Annotated in this window: 16 protein-coding genes and 1 riboswitch; of the genes, 5 read left to right on the plus strand and 11 right to left on the minus strand. The window is 72.0% G+C overall.

All coding sequences use genetic code 11. The features are described 5' to 3' along the window. Window positions 1–346 precede the first annotated feature (346 nt). The 3 genes from ACFVVA_RS37605 to ACFVVA_RS37615 all read left to right on the plus strand — a co-directional run bounded on the left by ACFVVA_RS37605 (window position 347) and on the right by ACFVVA_RS37615 (window position 4,948). Window positions 347–1,627 (plus strand): extracellular solute-binding protein, encoded by a 1,281-nt coding sequence (locus ACFVVA_RS37605; RefSeq protein WP_387695202.1) that lies wholly within the window; start codon window positions 347–349, stop codon window positions 1,625–1,627. 239 nt (window positions 1,628–1,866) lie between these two features. After that, window positions 1,867–2,952: an SIS domain-containing protein gene (locus ACFVVA_RS37610; RefSeq protein WP_387695203.1), complete on the plus strand. Its 1,086-nt coding sequence runs from the start codon at window positions 1,867–1,869 to the stop codon at window positions 2,950–2,952. 475 nt (window positions 2,953–3,427) lie between these two features. Next, complete coding sequence (locus ACFVVA_RS37615; protein WP_387695204.1) at window positions 3,428–4,948, plus strand: sensor histidine kinase; 1,521 nt, start codon at window positions 3,428–3,430, stop codon at window positions 4,946–4,948. Between the two features lie 536 nt (window positions 4,949–5,484). Here ACFVVA_RS37615 and ACFVVA_RS37620 read toward each other — a convergent pair. Both ACFVVA_RS37620 and ACFVVA_RS37625 read right to left on the minus strand, forming a co-directional pair. Beyond that, window positions 5,485–5,736 (minus strand): WhiB family transcriptional regulator, encoded by a 252-nt coding sequence (locus ACFVVA_RS37620; protein WP_014138019.1) that lies wholly within the window; start codon window positions 5,734–5,736, stop codon window positions 5,485–5,487. Between the two features lie 369 nt (window positions 5,737–6,105). Next, entirely contained in the window at window positions 6,106–7,077 is a 972-nt protein-coding gene (locus ACFVVA_RS37625) for a diacylglycerol/lipid kinase family protein (protein WP_387695205.1), read from the minus strand. 50 nt (window positions 7,078–7,127) lie between these two features. Between ACFVVA_RS37625 and ACFVVA_RS37630 the strand changes: the two genes are divergently transcribed. Continuing rightward, on the plus strand, window positions 7,128–7,556 hold the full coding sequence (locus ACFVVA_RS37630; RefSeq protein WP_387695206.1) for a hypothetical protein: 429 nt from the start codon (window positions 7,128–7,130) through the stop codon (window positions 7,554–7,556). Window positions 7,557–7,619: 63 nt separating this feature from the next. Here the strand turns inward: ACFVVA_RS37630 and ACFVVA_RS37635 are convergent, their stop codons facing one another. The 8 genes from ACFVVA_RS37635 to sodN all read right to left on the minus strand — a co-directional run bounded on the left by ACFVVA_RS37635 (window position 7,620) and on the right by sodN (window position 14,046). Next, window positions 7,620–8,633: a SigB/SigF/SigG family RNA polymerase sigma factor gene (locus ACFVVA_RS37635; RefSeq protein WP_380355824.1), complete on the minus strand. Its 1,014-nt coding sequence runs from the start codon at window positions 8,631–8,633 to the stop codon at window positions 7,620–7,622. 180 nt (window positions 8,634–8,813) lie between these two features. Next, window positions 8,814–9,224 carry an anti-sigma regulatory factor gene (locus ACFVVA_RS37640; RefSeq protein WP_387695207.1) on the minus strand — a complete coding sequence of 137 codons (411 nt, stop codon included), beginning with the start codon at window positions 9,222–9,224 and terminating at the stop codon, window positions 8,814–8,816. 188 nt (window positions 9,225–9,412) lie between these two features. After that, window positions 9,413–9,889, minus strand: a complete 477-nt coding sequence (locus ACFVVA_RS37645) for a GNAT family N-acetyltransferase (RefSeq protein ID WP_380548207.1) — start codon at window positions 9,887–9,889, stop codon at window positions 9,413–9,415. Window positions 9,890–9,899: 10 nt separating this feature from the next. Continuing rightward, the gene (locus ACFVVA_RS37650) at window positions 9,900–10,283 is read right to left on the minus strand and encodes a nuclear transport factor 2 family protein (protein ID WP_387695208.1); all 384 of its coding nucleotides are present in this window, start codon (window positions 10,281–10,283) and stop codon (window positions 9,900–9,902) included. Window positions 10,284–10,369: 86 nt separating this feature from the next. Continuing rightward, complete coding sequence (locus tag ACFVVA_RS37655) at window positions 10,370–11,362, minus strand: ABC transporter substrate-binding protein (RefSeq protein ID WP_387695209.1); 993 nt, start codon at window positions 11,360–11,362, stop codon at window positions 10,370–10,372. Window positions 11,363–11,390: 28 nt separating this feature from the next. Then, window positions 11,391–12,143: an ABC transporter ATP-binding protein gene (locus tag ACFVVA_RS37660; RefSeq protein WP_387695225.1), complete on the minus strand. Its 753-nt coding sequence runs from the start codon at window positions 12,141–12,143 to the stop codon at window positions 11,391–11,393. Between the two features lie 95 nt (window positions 12,144–12,238). Beyond that, the gene (locus ACFVVA_RS37665; RefSeq protein WP_387695210.1) at window positions 12,239–13,303 is read right to left on the minus strand and encodes a FecCD family ABC transporter permease; all 1,065 of its coding nucleotides are present in this window, start codon (window positions 13,301–13,303) and stop codon (window positions 12,239–12,241) included. Between the two features lie 107 nt (window positions 13,304–13,410). Continuing rightward, window positions 13,411–13,561, minus strand: a riboswitch (cobalamin riboswitch). An 89-nt stretch (window positions 13,562–13,650) separates the two neighbouring features. After that, window positions 13,651–14,046, minus strand: coding sequence for a superoxide dismutase, Ni (sodN, locus tag ACFVVA_RS37670; protein ID WP_045699892.1), 396 nt, complete (start codon window positions 14,044–14,046; stop codon window positions 13,651–13,653). A gap of 273 nt (window positions 14,047–14,319) precedes the next feature. On the opposite strand from sodN, the gene sodX reads away from it, so the two are divergent. Further along, complete coding sequence (sodX, locus tag ACFVVA_RS37675) at window positions 14,320–14,682, plus strand: nickel-type superoxide dismutase maturation protease (RefSeq protein ID WP_387695226.1); 363 nt, start codon at window positions 14,320–14,322, stop codon at window positions 14,680–14,682. Here the strand turns inward: sodX and ACFVVA_RS37680 are convergent. Continuing rightward, window positions 14,679–15,269, minus strand: a complete 591-nt coding sequence (locus ACFVVA_RS37680) for a CGNR zinc finger domain-containing protein (RefSeq protein WP_387695211.1) — start codon at window positions 15,267–15,269, stop codon at window positions 14,679–14,681. The genes sodX and ACFVVA_RS37680 overlap by 4 nt on opposite strands. Between the last annotated feature and the right edge of the window lie 146 nt (window positions 15,270–15,415).

Here is a 15,415-nt window from a genome sequence, read left to right on the forward strand (position 1 = left end):
TTCGTCGAGTGACCGTGTTCCCTCAAGTGGGCCTTAAATCCACCTTAAGGCCCACTTAGGGTGACGGAACGACAACTGGCGGCCACGCGGTACAACAGCTCTGCAACGGCCGTCCCAAGGAGGGCTTTCGGTCGTTGACACCACCTATGGTCTAGGCCAGAGTCCAGTCATCCGGTTCGAGATTCAACCTTGCCGGATGTGGTATCGGCCCACCCCGAAGCTCTTCGCCGCCCCCTGTCCGGACTCTCCGCCGCGGGCGCCAATCACGCTGCCGGCGGGCAAGACGGCTCTACAACCCTCGGAGGACGGCGTGAAGAAGCGTCAACTCATCTCGACGCTCGGGACCATGGCACTGGCAGTCGGCCTGACGGCCTGTTCCTCGACCGCGAAGCCGGCGGGCGACAGCGGCGCGGGCGGCTCCGCGGACCCGAAGGCCGCCGGGGGCACCGTCACCGTCTGGCTGATGGACGACGCCCAGAAGAACTGGCCGGACCTGGTCCAGCGGGTCAACGACGAGTTCGCGGCGAAGTACCCGAACGCCAGCCTCAAGCTCGTGTACCAGGGCTGGGCCGACAAGGTGGGCAAGCTCGACAAGGCCATCGCCGACGGCAGCGCCCCCGACGTGGTCGAGCTGGGCAACACCGAGACCATGAAGTACGTGCTCTCCGGCGCGCTGGCCCCGGTGGACCGCAGCACCTTCGACAACTCCGACAGCTGGATCAAGGCGCTCGCCAACACCTGCACCTACCAGGACAAGCTCTGGTGCGTGCCCTACTACGCCGGCTCCCGGGTCGCCATCTACAACTCCGCCGCCTTCCAGCAGGCCACCGGCAGCGCCGACTTCCCGAAGACCGAGGCGGACCTGCTGGCCGCGCTGGACAAGGTCGCGGACCGCAACAAGGCCGACAAGACCTACTCCCCGCTCTACCTGCCCGGCCCGTACTGGTACGCCGCGATGAGCTACGTGGCCGCGTACGGCGGCAGCATCGCCAAGTTCGACAGCTCCGGCAACTGGCACGGCACCCTGCACGACCCCAAGTCCCAGCAGGGCGTCAGCCACTTCGTCGACCTGGTGCGCAAGTACAACAAGGGCGACCTGACGGTGAACGAGCAGAACCAGTTCGAGTCGATGGCCCGCGGGCACGCCGCGTCCTTCTACGGCAACGGCTACGAGGCGGCCAGCGTCACCGCCCCGGTCACCGGCGACCCGAGCCTCAAGGACGCCGTCAAGGTGGCCACCATGCCCGGCCCCGACGGCAAGCCGCTGCCGACCTTCATCGGCGGCTCCGACCTCGCCGTCACCGCCAAGTCCCAGCAGGTGGCGCTGGCCACCGACTGGATCCGGATGTTCACCAGCACCAAGTCCGAGCAGGCGCTGGCCGACAAGGACATCCTGCCGAACAACCTGACCCAGCTGAACCCGCTGAAGAACAAGCCGACCACTGCCGCCGCGGCCAACGCCGTCCCGGACGCCTGGTTCACCCCGCTGGCCCCCGGCTGGGCCGCGGTCGAGAAGCAGAAGGTCATCCCGGACATGCTGACCGCGATCCTCAAGGGCAAGTCGGTGGACCAGGCCACCAAGGAGGCCGACGCCGCGATCGACCAGCTGATCAACAAGGCGTCCTGACCTTCCGTCGCGCCCGCGGCCACGCGCCCCTCCCGACCGTGCGGGCGCGTGCCGCGGGCGTGCGCCGCCGGGGCACGCCGGGTGCGCGCGGGCGTGCGGACGGAGGTGCCCGGCGGAAGGCGCGACCGTAGGATTGCCGCACGAAGGACCGCAGCGAGTGTGCGGACTCGCCGCCGTGGAGGTCCCCGCCGGGCAGCCGCCCGCACGGGGTCGAACCGTCTCATCGGAGGCAGACCCAGATGTCCGACCCGCAGACTGTTTCCGTCCCCGGCCGGATCATGGCGGCGGAGATGGCCGAGCAGCCGGCCGTCCTCCGGCGCATCCTCGACGAGGGCGCCCCGAAGATCCGCGAGGTCGCCGCGCAGATCGCCGCCCGCAACCCGCGCTTCGTCCTGCTCACCGCGCGCGGCACGTCCGACAACGCCGCGCTGTACGCCAAGTACCTGATCGAGATCCTGCTCGGCAAGCCGGCCGGCCTGACCTCGATGTCCACCACCACCGCGTACGGCGCCAAGCCGGACCTCACCGACGTCCTGGTCGTCACCGTCAGCCAGTCCGGCGGCTCGCCCGACCTGGTGGCCTCCACCAAGGCCGCCCGCGAGGCCGGCGCCGTCACGCTCGCGGTGACCAACAACGCCGCCTCGCCGCTGGCCGAGGTCTCCGAGTTCCACATCGACGTGCTGGCCGGCCCGGAGAAGGCGCTGCCGGCCACCAAGACCTACACCGCCGAACTGCTGGCGCTCTACCTGCTGGTCGAGGGCCTCGCGGAGGCGTGGGGGTACCCCCGGCCGAGGGCCGGAGGAGGCTCGGCCGCCGAGGAGCTGCCGGACCTGGCCGCCGGGGTGCTGGCCCGCAAGGCGGAGGTGAAGGCGCTGGCCGAGCGCTACCGCTTCGCGCAGCGCCTGGTCATCACCTCGCGCGGCTACGGCTACCCGACCGCCCGCGAGGCGGCGCTCAAGCTGATGGAGACCACCTACATCCCGGCCACCCCGTTCTCCGGAGCCGACCTGCTGCACGGCCCGCTGGCCATGGTGGACAACGTCTCGCCGGTCATCGCGATCGTCCCGGACGGCAAGGGCGGCGAGGCCCTCCAGCCGGTGCTGGACCGGCTGCGCGGGCGCGGCGCGGACCTGGTGGTGATCGGCCAGCAGGCGCAGGTGGAGGCCGCCTCGGCGGGCTTCGCGCTGCCGGCCGGCGTGCCGGAGGAGGTGCAGCCGATCCTGGAGATCCTGCCGCTGCAGCTGCTGGCCTACGAGGTCACCATCGCCCGCGGCCAGGACCCGGACGCCCCGCGCGCCCTGGCGAAGGTCACCGAGACGAGGTAGGGCCCCGCGGACGCGATCCGGCCCCGGTCCACAGGCTGTGGACCGGGGCCGGATCGCTGAGCGGCCGGACGTGGCTCAAGGGGGCCGAAAACACTACGGGCCACGGCGCCGACACGGGACCCTCAACCCATGCGGCACCGCAGCCCGGAGCTGTCGTCGGGCACCGGATCCGGTCGAGAACTGTGCGGGGTCCTCGATCGTCGGCGTCCGACCGAGGAGGGGCCGCGCGCGGTCAGGGCAGTTGCGCGGGGGCCTCTCCTTGGTGCTCTTTCATTGTGGACTAGACCAATCTCGGTTGTCCAGGCCTCTCGGAAAATTGGTCTAAACAACTCCGGAGGGTGCCCGGAAGGGTGCTCGGAAGGGCGTGCGGCAGGGCTCGCGGGAGGGCTCGCAGGAGGACGTGCGGCAGGGTCCCGCGGGGCCCGCCCACCGGTCCGCCGCGCCCCGCCCGGACCAGCGGCGCTACCCTCGCCATGTGCCCTCGCTGAACGAACTCGTCCGCCGCCACACCACCCTCACCGGGGCCGATGTGGAATGGCTCCACCACCTGGTCTCGGAGTGGCAGCTGCTCTCCGACCTCTCCTTCGCCGACCTGGTGCTGTGGATCCCCACCTGGGACGGCATCCGCTACGTCTCGGTGGCGCAGATGCGGCCCAACACCGGGCCCACCTCCTACCAGGACGACATGGTCGGCCACCTCGTCCCGCGCGGCCGCCGTCCGCTGCTGGACGCCGCCTTCGACGAGGGCCGGATCGTGCGCGAGGGCGACCCGGAGTGGCGCGAGGAGGTCCCGGTCCGGGTCGAGTCGATCCCGGTCCGGCGCGAGGGCAAGGTGCTGGGCGTGATCGCGCGCAACACCAACCTGCTGACCGTGCGGACCCCGAGCCGGCTGGAGCTCACCTACCTCCAGAGCGCCTCCGACCTGGCCCAGATGATCGCGGCCGGCTCCTTCCCCTACCCCGGCATCGAGCAGGCCGACATGGACGCCGCCCCCCGGGTCGGCGACGGCCTGATCCGGCTGGACGCGGACGGAATCGTCACCTACGCCAGCCCCAACGCCCTCTCCGCCTACCACCGCCTCGGCCTCACCACCGACCTGGTCGGCAGCCACCTCGGCCGGGCCACCGCCGATCTCGCCCCGCCGTCCCGCTCGGCCGTCCACGAGGCGCTGGTGAAGCTGGCGAGCGGCTGGGCGCCCCGGCAGACCGAGGTGGAGGCGCAGGGGGGAGTGGTGACCCTGCGGGCGATCCCGCTCAAGCCCAAGGGCACCCTGACCGGTTCGCTGGTGCTCTGCCGGGACGTCACCGAGCTGCGCCGCCGCGACCGCGAGCTGATGACCAAGGACGCCACCATCCGGGAGATCCACCACCGGGTGAAGAACAACCTCCAGACCGTCGCGGCCCTGCTGCGGCTGCAGTCCCGCCGGATGGAGTCGGAGTCCGGCCGGGCCGCACTGGACGAGGCGGTGCGCCGGGTCGGCTCGATCGCGATCGTGCACGAGACGCTCTCCCAGGCGCTGGACGAGAAGGTGGCCTTCGACGAGATCGCCGACCGGGTGCTGGCGATGGCGATGGAGCTGTCCCAGGACGGCCGGGTGGCGACCCGGCGCACCGGCAGCTTCGGCATCCTGTCCGCCGAGGTGGCCACCCCGCTGTCGATGGTGCTGACCGAGCTGCTCCAGAACGCCCTGGAACACGCGTTCGGACCGACCGCCTCCGGGAACCTGGAGGTCAGTGCCCTGCGCGGGCGCGCGCCGGCGACCGGCGCGGGCTGGTCGGAAAGCTGGAACGGCGGCGCCCGGCCGGAGGAGTACCTGCTGATCACGGTGCAGGACGACGGCCGCGGCATGCCGGAGGGCTTCGACCCGAAGACGGCGGGCAACCTCGGGCTGCAGATCGTCCGGACGCTGGCCACCGGTGAGCTGGGCGGCACCTTCGACATGGTGGCCGGCCCGGACGGCGGGACCAAGGTGATCCTGGAGATCCCGGTCCGCTGAGGCCCGGTCCGCGGGGCCCGGTCCGCTGAGGCCCGGTCCGCGGGGCCCGGTCCGCTGTGGCCCGGTCCGGCGGGATCCCGCCGGGAATCCGTGGCGCGAAGGCGTACGGACACGCGCGAAGGTGTGTGGCGGGGGCGCGTGCTCGGATCAAGCGCCGGGTCCGCGCTCCGCACTCCGGAGTGCGGAACCAGAGCGCGCGACCGGGTGCGGAAACAGAAACGAGGCCCTGTCGACCGGGGGGGGTGGGTCGACAGGGCCTCTCAACCCGTTCCGGCCGTCGGGGGGAGTCGGCCGGAGCGGGGGCTCTGGGTGGTGCGACACCTCGCCGGTGCGTTGCACACGGTGAGCGCCACAGCTCCACGATATTGCTCTCAGTGAACAGTATCAAGTGTCTGGGCGGGTCCGGTGTCGCGGGACCCGGCAGGGCAAGGTCCTTTGTGCGGAAGGCTTCACCAGGAGGTGCAGGGAAGCCTTTGATCATGTGTCGATCGGTACTGCGGTCACTGCTGGTGCTACGGCGTGTGATCGCTGCGCGATCAGGCGGTGCGGGCCCGGTTGCGGGCGGCGCGGCGCTTCATCGCGCGACGCTCGTCCTCGCTCATGCCGCCCCAGACGCCGGCGTCCTGGCCGGTCTCGAGCGCCCACTGGAGGCACTGCTCCATCACCGGACAACGGCGGCACACGGCCTTGGCTTCCTCGATCTGCAGCAGAGCAGGACCGGTGTTCCCGATCGGGAAGAACAGCTCCGGGTCCTCTTCGCGGCAGACAGCGCGGTGGCGCCAGTCCATGGTCGTCCAACTCCTCCTGCCGCGGGGGGTGGCCCGATCGGCACAATCGAATGGCTTGTGAATGTGAACGCTTTCACGAATCCCGCAACAGCAAAAGAGACCAAAGGCCCGTCGGGCCCGGGTGGTCTGTGCTGGGGGGGATTCGGCGATTCGAGGGACACCCCGCGGTCGGCGCTCCTGTGGTTCCGGAGTTGCCGTCGCTGCGATGTGTCCCGATCGCCATGTAGAGGTTCGCAAACCTCGGGCTCGGATACAACCCCCTTCGGGGAGGAATTTTGGATTCTTCGGTGTCGCCTAGCTCACAGCCAGTACTTCTATGGAGTGAAGGGGGCTTGTGCGTTCGAGAAGAAGGAGGAACCCCCCTTCCAGTCACACAATCACACGCAGTGCCCGCCGTACGCCTGTGAAACTGACGCGACTCCTGTCTCCAAGATGGTCCCCGTCGACCTGGAACGGCGCCGGTTCCTCCGAAACCAAGGTGAAGTGTCTGACGTCGTGATAGGAGACGACGTGCTTCCCGGAAGGGCCCATCGGAGGGGCGCCGTCACCCGAAGGCGCGTACGACCGCAGGATCTGACGGACCGTTCGAGCCGTGCCGAACGCCGTCATCCGGGTGATGCCGAAGACGTCCAGATCCGTGTCGAAGGAGGCGAGTGGTGAGGGGTAGACCGGCCGGTTGCCGAGGAAGGTCCAGGGCGAGGTGTTGCTGACTATCGACAGCACCAGGCCCGGAACCCGCTCGTGGCCCGGCATTTCCAGGGAGATCGGGCCGGAGCGGCGCTGCTCACGCTGGGTGAAGTAGTGCCGCAGGGCCTGGCCGACGTACAGGGCGTGGGTGGACTTGCGCCCGGCCCGGCGCTGCTCCTCGACCCGGCCGACCACGCCCGCGTCGAAGCCGAGGCCGGCGGTGAAGGTGAACCAGCGGTCCGGCAGACCGTCGGTCATCGCCTTGCCCAGCCCGACCGGCCGCTCCCGGCCGTGCTCCAGCGCGTCCAGCAGGGCGCCGGTCGCCTCGACCGGATCGTTGGGCAGGCCCAGCGCGCGGGCGAACACATTGGTCGAACCGCCCGGCACCACGGCCAGTCGCGGGACCTTCTCGCCCGGGCCGTGCGCCAGCAGCCCGTTCACCACCTCGTTGACGGTGCCGTCCCCGCCCAGCGCCACCACGAGGTCGACCGTGCCGTCCTCCGCCGCCCCGCGGGCCAGGTCGCGCGCGTGGCCCCGGTACTGGGTCTCGGCGACCTCCAGCTTCAGATCGCTGCGCAGGGCGTGGATCAGGACGTCCCTGGTCCGGCCACTGGTGGTGGTGGCCTTGTGGTTCACGACCAGGAGAGCGCGCATGGGGAAAGCCTACGGGTCGGTACGGACCGACCGGCGGCTACCCTGCTGGAGTGACCGCAGAAACCTCCGCACCCGCACCCACGGCCGGCGCCGGCCGCCCGGCCTCCCTGACCCTGGGCGCCGCCATCACGGCCCTGGAGGGCATCGCGCTGGCCGTCGTCGGCGTCCTGGACATGGTGGCCGCCCTGTCCGGCCAGTCCAAGCAGCTGGCCCTCAACGAGTTCGGCGGAGCGGTCATCGTGCTGCTCGGCGTGCTGCCGGTGCTGGCCGCCCTCGCACTGCTCAAGGAGCGCCGCTGGGGCCGCAGCCCGGCGGTGCTGACCAACTCGATCTGCCTGCCGGTCGCCTACTACATGTTCGAGAGCGGCGGCACGGCGATCGCGTTCGGCGTGCTGATCGGCGTGCTCGGCCTGGTGGGCATCGGTTGCCTGCTGAACCCGAAGTCGACGGCGGCCCTGTACGCCCCCTCCGAAAAGTAGGGCGTACAGGGCCGGGGCAGGGGATCGGACGGCCGCCGAGCCGGAGCTGAGCGGCCGTCAGTCCTACTCCTCCACCAGGAGCTTCTCCCGCAGCTGGGCCAGGGTCCGGGCGAGCAGCCGGGACACGTGCATCTGGGAGATCCCCACCTCGGCGGCGATCTGCGACTGGGTCATGTTCCGGAAGAACCGCAGCACCAGGATCTTCTGCTCCCGGGGCGGCAGTTGGGCCAGTAGCGGCTTGAGCGACTCGCGGTACTCGACGCCCTCCAGCGCCTCGTCGGTCGCGCCCAGGGTGTCCGCCACGGCCGGCGACTCGTCGTCGCTGTCCGGCACGTCCAGCGAGAGCGTGGAGTACGCGTTGGCGGACTCCAGGCCCTCCAGGACGTCCTCCTCCGAGATCCCCAGGTGCTCGGCCAGCTCGTGCACCGTGGGGGAGCGGCCGTGCCGCTGGGAGAGCTCGCTGGTCGCCGTGGTGAGCGACAGCCGCAGCTCCTGGAGACGGCGCGGGACCCGCACCGCCCAGCCCTTGTCGCGGAAGTGCCGCTTGATCTCCCCGACGATGGTCGGCGTCGCGTAGGTGGAGAACTCGACCCCGCGCTCGTGGTCGAAGCGGTCCACGGACTTGATCAGGCCGATGGTGGCGACCTGGGTCAGGTCGTCCAGCGGCTCGCCCCGGTTGCGGAAGCGCCGGGCCAGGTGCTCGACCAGCGGGATGTGCATCCGCACCAGCTGGTTGCGCAGCTCGACCCGCTCCGGGGAGCCCTCGGGCAGTGCGGACAGCCGGACGAACAGCGCGCGGGCGGCCTCCCGGTCCGGGGCGCCGGTGCGGTGCGAGCCCTGGGCGGGCACGGCGCTGTGCGGCTCGGCCTCGACCGCCGGGTCCGTCTCGCCCGCCGGGTCCGGCGGGGGCACGGAGGCAGGCGTCGGCTCGGACGTCGGCTCGGTGGGGTGGCTCATCCGCTGGGCGTCCTTCGGGTGCGCTTCGTCGTTGGCGGCGAGGCCGGGAACGCTCGCCTGGGTCGGTACGGCGGGTCCCGCCGTCGCGAGGCCGGTACGGTCCAGATCACTCACGGCCATTCCCCCGTTCCGTTCCGGGAGCACCGGGGCCGGTGGCCCCGGAATCGTCTCGTTGGTCGTACCGCGTGGGTGGCGGTACCGGGAGCCGTCCGTCGGAACCCCGGTCGGGGGAGCGGCGGACGGCCCTTGCGCGGGTGGTGCTCGGTGCTGCTCGGTCGTGCGGTTCGGTCCGGCGCCCGGCTAGTGGACGGGGGACCCGCCGCGCTTCTTGTTCAGGCTGATCGACACGGTCTTGTCCGCGCCGACCGAGGAGTCGACCTCGCCGGCCAGGGCGGAGAGCACCGTCCAGGCGAAGGTGTCCCGCTCGGGGGCCTTGCCGTCGGTGGTCGGGGCCGAGACGGTGACCTTCAACGAGTCGCCGACCAGCCGGAACTCGCAGGACAGTACGGACCCGGGCACCGCCTGCTGGAGCAGGATGGCGCAGGCCTCGTCGACCGCGATCCGCAGATCCTCGATCTCGTCGAGCGTGAAGTCCAGCCGGGCCGCCAACCCGGCCGTCGCTGTTCGCAGGACGGAGAGGTAGGCCCCCGCTGCGGGCAGCCGGACCTCCACGAAGTCCTGAACACCGAGATCGCCGTCGATCTGGGACACCCTTGCCTCCTGGGTGGCGCGCTGTGCTTTCTTGGTACCCCGCTTGTTACCGCTTGCTACCCCCGTTGGGGGCCCGGCGTCACGCATCCACCATCGCTCTGCCTTCCGCACCCCGGTTCGGGAGTTACTCATGGTAAGGCATTGCGACGCAGGGTGGCAGACCCTTTCGCCGGTCTCCGGACGGCCGTTCAGCGCCGCCCGGCTTCGGCCAGGGCCTCGCCGGTGAGCCGGTAGACCGTCCACTCGTCCATCGGCACCGCGCCGATCGCCTTGTAGAAGTCGATCGAGGGCTGGTTCCAGTCCAGGACCGACCACTCGACCCGGGAGTAGCCGCGCTCGACGGCGATCCGGGCGAGCTCCAGCAGCAGCGCCTTGCCGTGGCCGCCGCCGCGTGCCTGCGGACGGACGTACAGGTCCTCCAGGTAGATCCCGTGGGTGCCGCGCCAGGTCGAGAAGTTGCGGAACCACACCGCGAAGCCGACCGGCTCGCCGGTGGCGTCGTCCTCGGCGATCAGCCCGAACAGGGCCGGGTTCTCGCCGAACAGGGCGTCGTGCAGCTGCTCCTCGGTGGCCTTCGCCTCGTGCAGGGCCTGCTCGTAGTCCGCGAGTTCGCGGATCATGGCATGGATGACGGGGACGTCGGTGGCGACGGCGGTGCGGATCATGCCTGTGAGCCTACTGCTCGGGACCCGTCTCGTCCCAGGCCTGGACGGAGGTCTGGTCGACGATCCGGCCGTCCCGCAGCACGGCCATCGAGGACATCAGCACCCGGACGCCGTCGGGGTACCGGCAGGACTCCAGGAATGCGGCGTGGTCGCCCTGGACCACCACCTGTTCCAGCTTGTGGGTCATCTCGCGGCCGTAGACGTCGTCCAGCATGGCGCCGATCTCCTCCCGGCCGTGCATCACCAGGGGGTGGCTGGGCTGGGTCCTGCGATCGACCATGCGCAGTTCGGCGTCCTGCGCGTAGAGCGCGAGGAGGGTCTCGGCGTCGCAGCGCTCGATGCCCTCGCGCAGGGCGCGGGTGTCGAAGGCGCCGGGGGCCGCCATCGTGGTCATGATCTCGCTCCTCCGGTCGGGTTCCGTCGGCTCGTACCTTGAGCGTACGCCCGCGGCCACCGCCCCGGAGGAGCGGACCGGGGCCGTCAGCGGGCCGGCACGGTGCGCAGGTACTCGGCCAGCGCGCCGATCGCGGCCGGGTTGCGCGGGCTCTCCACCAGGTCGACGTAGTCCATGACGAAGATCCGGTCGTTCCTGACCGCGGAGACGTTGGCCAGCGGCGGGAAGGACTTCAGGAACTTCCGCTTCTCCTCGGCCCCGGGCGTCGCGTAGTCGTTGATCACGATCACCTCCGGGTCGCGCTGCACCACGCCCTCCCAGCCGGCCGTGACCCAGGTGTCGGCAAGGTCGCCCATGATGTTGCTCCCGCCGGCCTTGGCGATGATCTCGTTGGCGGCGGCGAACTTCCCGGCGGTGTACGGCTTGTCCTGCCCGCTGTCGTACAGGAAGACGGACGGGCGGCGCTCGGGCTGCGGGACGGCGGCGATCTGCGCCTTGAAGTCCGCGATCAGTTTGTCGGAGCGGTCCTTGACGTCGAAGATCTCGCCGAGGTTGGCCAGGTCGGTGTAGAGGGCCTCCAGCGGGTCCATCACGCCGCGCTCGGTGCCCTTGCCGCTGCGGCAGGACTCGCTGAGCACGTACGAGTCGACGCCGAGCGCCTTGAACGCCTGCGGGGTGACGCCGGAGCCCTCGTCGAAGCCGTAGTGCCAGCCGGCGAGGACCAGGTCGGCCCGGGCGTCCAGGGCGATCTCCTTGGTGAGCACCTTCTTGGAGAGCCAGGTGGTCTGCTGGTAGCCGTCCTTCCAGGCCACCTTGTCGATCCGGCCCTTGTCGTCGGGCATCACGTAGCCGGCCATCCGGTCGGCGAGGCCGAGGGAGAGCATCAGCTCGGTGATGTTGACGTCGTTGGTCACCACCCGGGCGGGCTTCTGCGCGAAGGTGAGCTTCTGCCCGCAGTTGTCCACCGTCACCGGGTAGTGGGCGGAGGCGGTGGCGGCCTCCTTCGGGGCGATCTCGGCGCCGCAGGCGGTGAGTCCGAGGACGAGCAGGGCGGCGGTGGCAACGGCCTTGGTGCGCAAGGTGGTTCCTCTGGGCAGACGGGACGGGTCAGGAGGAGGCGGGGGCGAGCCGGTCGAACAGCAGCTGGAGGGCGCCGGTCTCCGGGTGCCGCACCGGGGTGGCGCGGACGCCGAACACCTCGGCCAGCAGGGCGGGGCGGAGCACCTCGTGGGGCGGGCCGGAGGCGACGATCCGCCCGGCCCGCAGCACGTAGACCAGGTCGCAGTGGCCGGCCGCCAGGTTGAGGTCGTGCAGCGCGGTGAGCACCGTCGGGCCGGCCTCGCGGGCGAGCGCCAGCACCTCCAACTGGTGGGCGATGTCGAGGTGGTTGGTGGGTTCGTCCAGCACCAGCAGGCGCGGTTCCTGGACCAGCGCGCGGGCGAACAGCACCCGCTGCTTCTCGCCCCCGGACAGGCTCAGGAAGCCGCGCTCGGCGAGGTGCCCGGCCCGGACCTTGCGCAGTGCCCCGGCGCAGCGCTCCGCGTCCCCGTCGGCCGGGGAGCCGAAGCCGCGGCGGTGCGGCAGCCGGCCCATGGCGACCACCTCGGCGACGGTGAAGTCGAACTCGGCGGAGTGCTCCTGGGTCAGCGCGGCCACCCGGCGGGCCGTGTCGCGGGCGCTCAGGGCGTGCAGGTCGTCGCCGGCCAGCCGGACCACGCCGCCGGCCGGTTTCAGCACCCGGTAGACGCAGCGCAGCAGGGTCGACTTGCCGCTGCCGTTCGGGCCGACCAGCCCGACCACCTGCCCGGCGGCGGCCGCCAGGTTCACCTCGTGGACCAGCCGGGTGCCGGCCAGCTCCACCGAGACGGCGTCGACGGCGAGGTCCTGGGCCCGCGCCGGGGTGGGCGCGGCCGGGTCGGTCGGGTCGGCCGGGCCGGTCGCCGTGGTCACGTCGGTCACCGGGTTCCTCCGAGGGCCTGGCCGCGGCGGCGCATCATCAGCAGGAAGGCGGGCACGCCGAGCACCGCGGTGAACACCCCGACGGGCAGTTCGGCGGGTGCCAGCAGGGTGCGCGAGGCGATGTCCACCCAGACCAGCAGCAGTGCCCCGGCGAGCGGCGCGATCACCAGCACCCGGCGGTGCCCGGCGCCGACCAGCATCCGCGCCAGGTGCGGCATCAGCAGCCCGACGAAGCCGATCGCCCCGCTGACCGCGACCACGGTGCCGGTGACGGCGGCCGTCACCACGAACAGCTCGCGGCGCAGCCGGTCCGGGTCCACGCCGAGCGAGGCGGAGGTCTCGTCGCCCATGGCGAGCGCGTCCAGCCGCCCGGCGGCGCAGGCCAGGTACGCGAGCCCGGCCACCACCGTGACGGCGGCGATCGGCACCTTGCCCCAGGTGGCGCCGCCGAGGCTGCCGAGCAGCCACATCATGGCGCCCCGGGCGGCCTCGCCGCGGTCGGCGGCGAAGACCATCAGGGTGGTGGCGGCGGAGAAGCCGTAGGACAGGGCGGTGCCGGTGAGCACCAGGCGCAGCGGGGTGAGTCCGTACGCGGTGCGGGCGGCGAGGTAGACGAGCGTCATGGCGGCCAGCGCGGAGCCGAAGGCGGAGGCGGAGATCGCCCACACCCCGAGCGAGGCGAAGGCGCCGAAGAGCAGGACGGCGTTGGCGCCGACGGCCGCGCCGGAGGAGATGCCGAGCACGAAGGGGTCGGCCAGCGCGTTGCGCACCAGGGCCTGGACGGCGACCCCGCAGGCGGCGAGTCCGGCGCCGACGACGGCGGCCAGCACGGTGCGCGGCAGCCGGATCTCCCAGACGATCGCGTACGCGGCCGCCTCGCCCGCGTCCAGCCGTCCGCCCGTCAGCCCGGCGCCCAGCAGCCGCAGCACCCGGGGCAGGCCGAGTCCGGAGGAGCCGAGGGCGACCCCGCAGAGCAGCGACAGCAGCAGGGCGGCGACGAGGCCGGCGGCGAGCGGGACGACGGGTATTCGACGGGTGGGCGGGCCGACTGCACGGTCCACGACTGCACGGTCCACGGGTGCGCCTTGCCTCGGGCCGCGGGTGCGCCGGGGCGGGCGCCGGCCGAAGGCGTGCCGCGGCGCCGTTCCCCTCGCAGTCCGCGGCGAGTTGTCGGGAGTTCAGCGGCCGGGGGCGATCGGGCTGGCGCGGGCCGTACGGGCTGGTACGGGCCGTGCTCACCGTTGCGGGTCAGCGCCGGATTCACACCGGACTTCCCCCTCGGACGCCCTGGCAGCATAACAGCCACTCAGGGCAGGCAACCCTTACCGGCCCTGGGTGGGGCCGGGAACGCGCGACCGCCCCCGTCCGGCGGTGCGGACGGGGGCGGTCGGGTGGCGACGCGTCAGGCTCAGGCCTGCTTGGTCTCCCAGAAGATCTTGTCGACCTCGGCGATCAGGTCCAGCAGGGCCTGGCCGGTGGCCGGGTCGGTGGACGCCTTGGCGGCCGAGGCGGCCTTCAGGGTGTCGTTGATCAGCTGGTGCAGCTGCGGGTACTTCTCGAAGTGCGGGGCCTTGAAGTAGTCGCTCCACAGCACCGAGATGTGGTGCTTGACGGCCTCGGCGCGCTGCTCCTTGATGATGATGGCGCGGGCGCGGAAGTGCGGGTCCTCGTTGGCCTGGTACTTCTCCTGGGTGGCCTTGACCGACTCGGCCTCCAGCTTGGCCTGAGCCGGGTCGTACACGCCGCAGGGCAGGTCGCAGTGGGCGTGGGCGGTGGCGCGAGGTGCAAACAGACGAGAGAACATGGGAGTCCTTCCTTAGATCGTCTTCCCGCGCCCGAGATTACCCTTCCGGCCTCGCCGTTTCGCGATCGGGCGGCGGGCCTAGGGCAAAAGACGGACCAGGAACCGGGGTAATCCGGACATCGGACCGGTGACGGTCCGTACGGCAGACTGGGGGCGGGCGGAGCAGGAGGAGGAGTCGTGGCGCGGAGCACGCGACCGCAGGGCGCCGGGGCCGGGGGGCCGGACCGGGGCGGCGCGCTGCCGTTCGGACTGGTCGACGTGGCGGGGCCGTCGATGGTCCCGACCCTGCGCGAGGGCGACCAGCTGCTGGTCCGCTACGGCGCGCCGATCCGGCCGGGCGCGGTGGTGGTCTTCCGGCACCCCTTCCAGCAGGACCTGCTGGTGGTGAAGCGGGTCGCCGAGCGCCGGGCCACGGGCTGGTGGCTGCTCTCCGACAACCGCCCGGTGGACAGCGACAGCCGCAGCTACGGCGCCGTGCCGGACGAGCTGGTGCTCGGCCGGGTGCTGCTGCGGCTGCGCCCGAGCCCGGTCTGGCTGGCGCCGGGGCGCCGGCTGGAGCGGCTGCTGCTCACCCCGCGGCTGGCCCGGGTGCCGGGCCTCGCCCGCCGGCTCGGTGCCTGGGTGGAGGACGTTTAGGGCGCGTCGCCCCGGGCCGCCGCCTCCGCCTCCTGGCGCTTGCGGGCGCGGTAGGCGGCCACGTTGGCGCGGGTCGCGCAGCGGTCCGAGCAGTAGCGGCGGGAGCGGTTGGTCGAGGTGTCCAGGTAGGCGTTGCGGCAGGGCGCGGCCTGGCAGATGCCGAGCCGGTCGGCGCCCAGCTCGGTCAGGTGGACGGCCAGGCCCATGCAGGCGACCGCGGTGAAGTGCGCGGTGGCGGTGGGGGAGTTGTCGGCCAGGTGCAGGTGCCAGCGCGGCCGTCCGGCGTCGTCCAGGTAGTCGTGCCCGGAGACCAGCGGGCTGACCGGGTACTCCATCAGCAGGCTGTTCAGCAGGTCGACGCCGCGGATCTCGTCCCCCTCCGCGGCGGCCTCGAAGACCCCGCGCAGCCGGGTCCGCACCGCCCGCAGCCGGGGCAGGTCGGACTCGTCGGCGAGCGCGGCGGCCCGCGCGGAGTCGGAGAACAGGCCGCGCACGGCCTCCACGGAGGTCAGCGTGTCGGTGCCGCGCTCGGGCTCCTCGGTGTTCACCAGCCGAACGGCGAGATCGGCGTAGGCGGCGAGCTCCACAGGGGTCCTTCCAGGTTCGGTAACGGGCTGACTGCCTCCAGCCTATTACCTGGGCGGAGCTCCGACCTCTTTTCCCTGGCGGGAGGGCGTCGGGGGGGCGCCGGGGGGGGGGCGCGGGGGCGCCCGCGCACCGCGCGCGGAACACG

This window comes from Kitasatospora sp. NPDC058048, assembly GCF_042885555.1.
GTDB classification, from domain to species: Bacteria; Actinomycetota; Actinomycetes; order Streptomycetales; family Streptomycetaceae; genus Kitasatospora; species Kitasatospora lactacystinica.

Bases quoted from the DNA above. Each gene is read 5' to 3' on its own strand.
- ACFVVA_RS37635 (WP_380355824.1), bottom strand. From the start codon at position 8,633: ATGGCCGTGAGTGATCTGGACCGTACCGGCCTCGCGACGGCGGGACCC.
- ACFVVA_RS37625 (WP_387695205.1), bottom strand. From the start codon at position 7,077: ATGCGCGCTCTCCTGGTCGTGAACCACAAGGCCACCACCACCAGTGGC.
- ACFVVA_RS37605 (WP_387695202.1), top strand. From the start codon at position 347: ATGGCACTGGCAGTCGGCCTGACGGCCTGTTCCTCGACCGCGAAGCCG.
- ACFVVA_RS37610 (WP_387695203.1), top strand. From the start codon at position 1,867: ATGTCCGACCCGCAGACTGTTTCCGTCCCCGGCCGGATCATGGCGGCG.
- ACFVVA_RS37645 (WP_380548207.1), bottom strand. From the start codon at position 9,889: ATGATCCGCACCGCCGTCGCCACCGACGTCCCCGTCATCCATGCCATG.
- sodX (WP_387695226.1), top strand. From the start codon at position 14,320: ATGGTCCCGACCCTGCGCGAGGGCGACCAGCTGCTGGTCCGCTACGGC.
- ACFVVA_RS37620 (WP_014138019.1), bottom strand. From the start codon at position 5,736: ATGGACTGGCGCCACCGCGCTGTCTGCCGCGAAGAGGACCCGGAGCTG.
- ACFVVA_RS37650 (WP_387695208.1), bottom strand. From the start codon at position 10,283: ATGACCACGATGGCGGCCCCCGGCGCCTTCGACACCCGCGCCCTGCGC.
- sodN (WP_045699892.1), bottom strand. From the start codon at position 14,046: ATGTTCTCTCGTCTGTTTGCACCTCGCGCCACCGCCCACGCCCACTGC.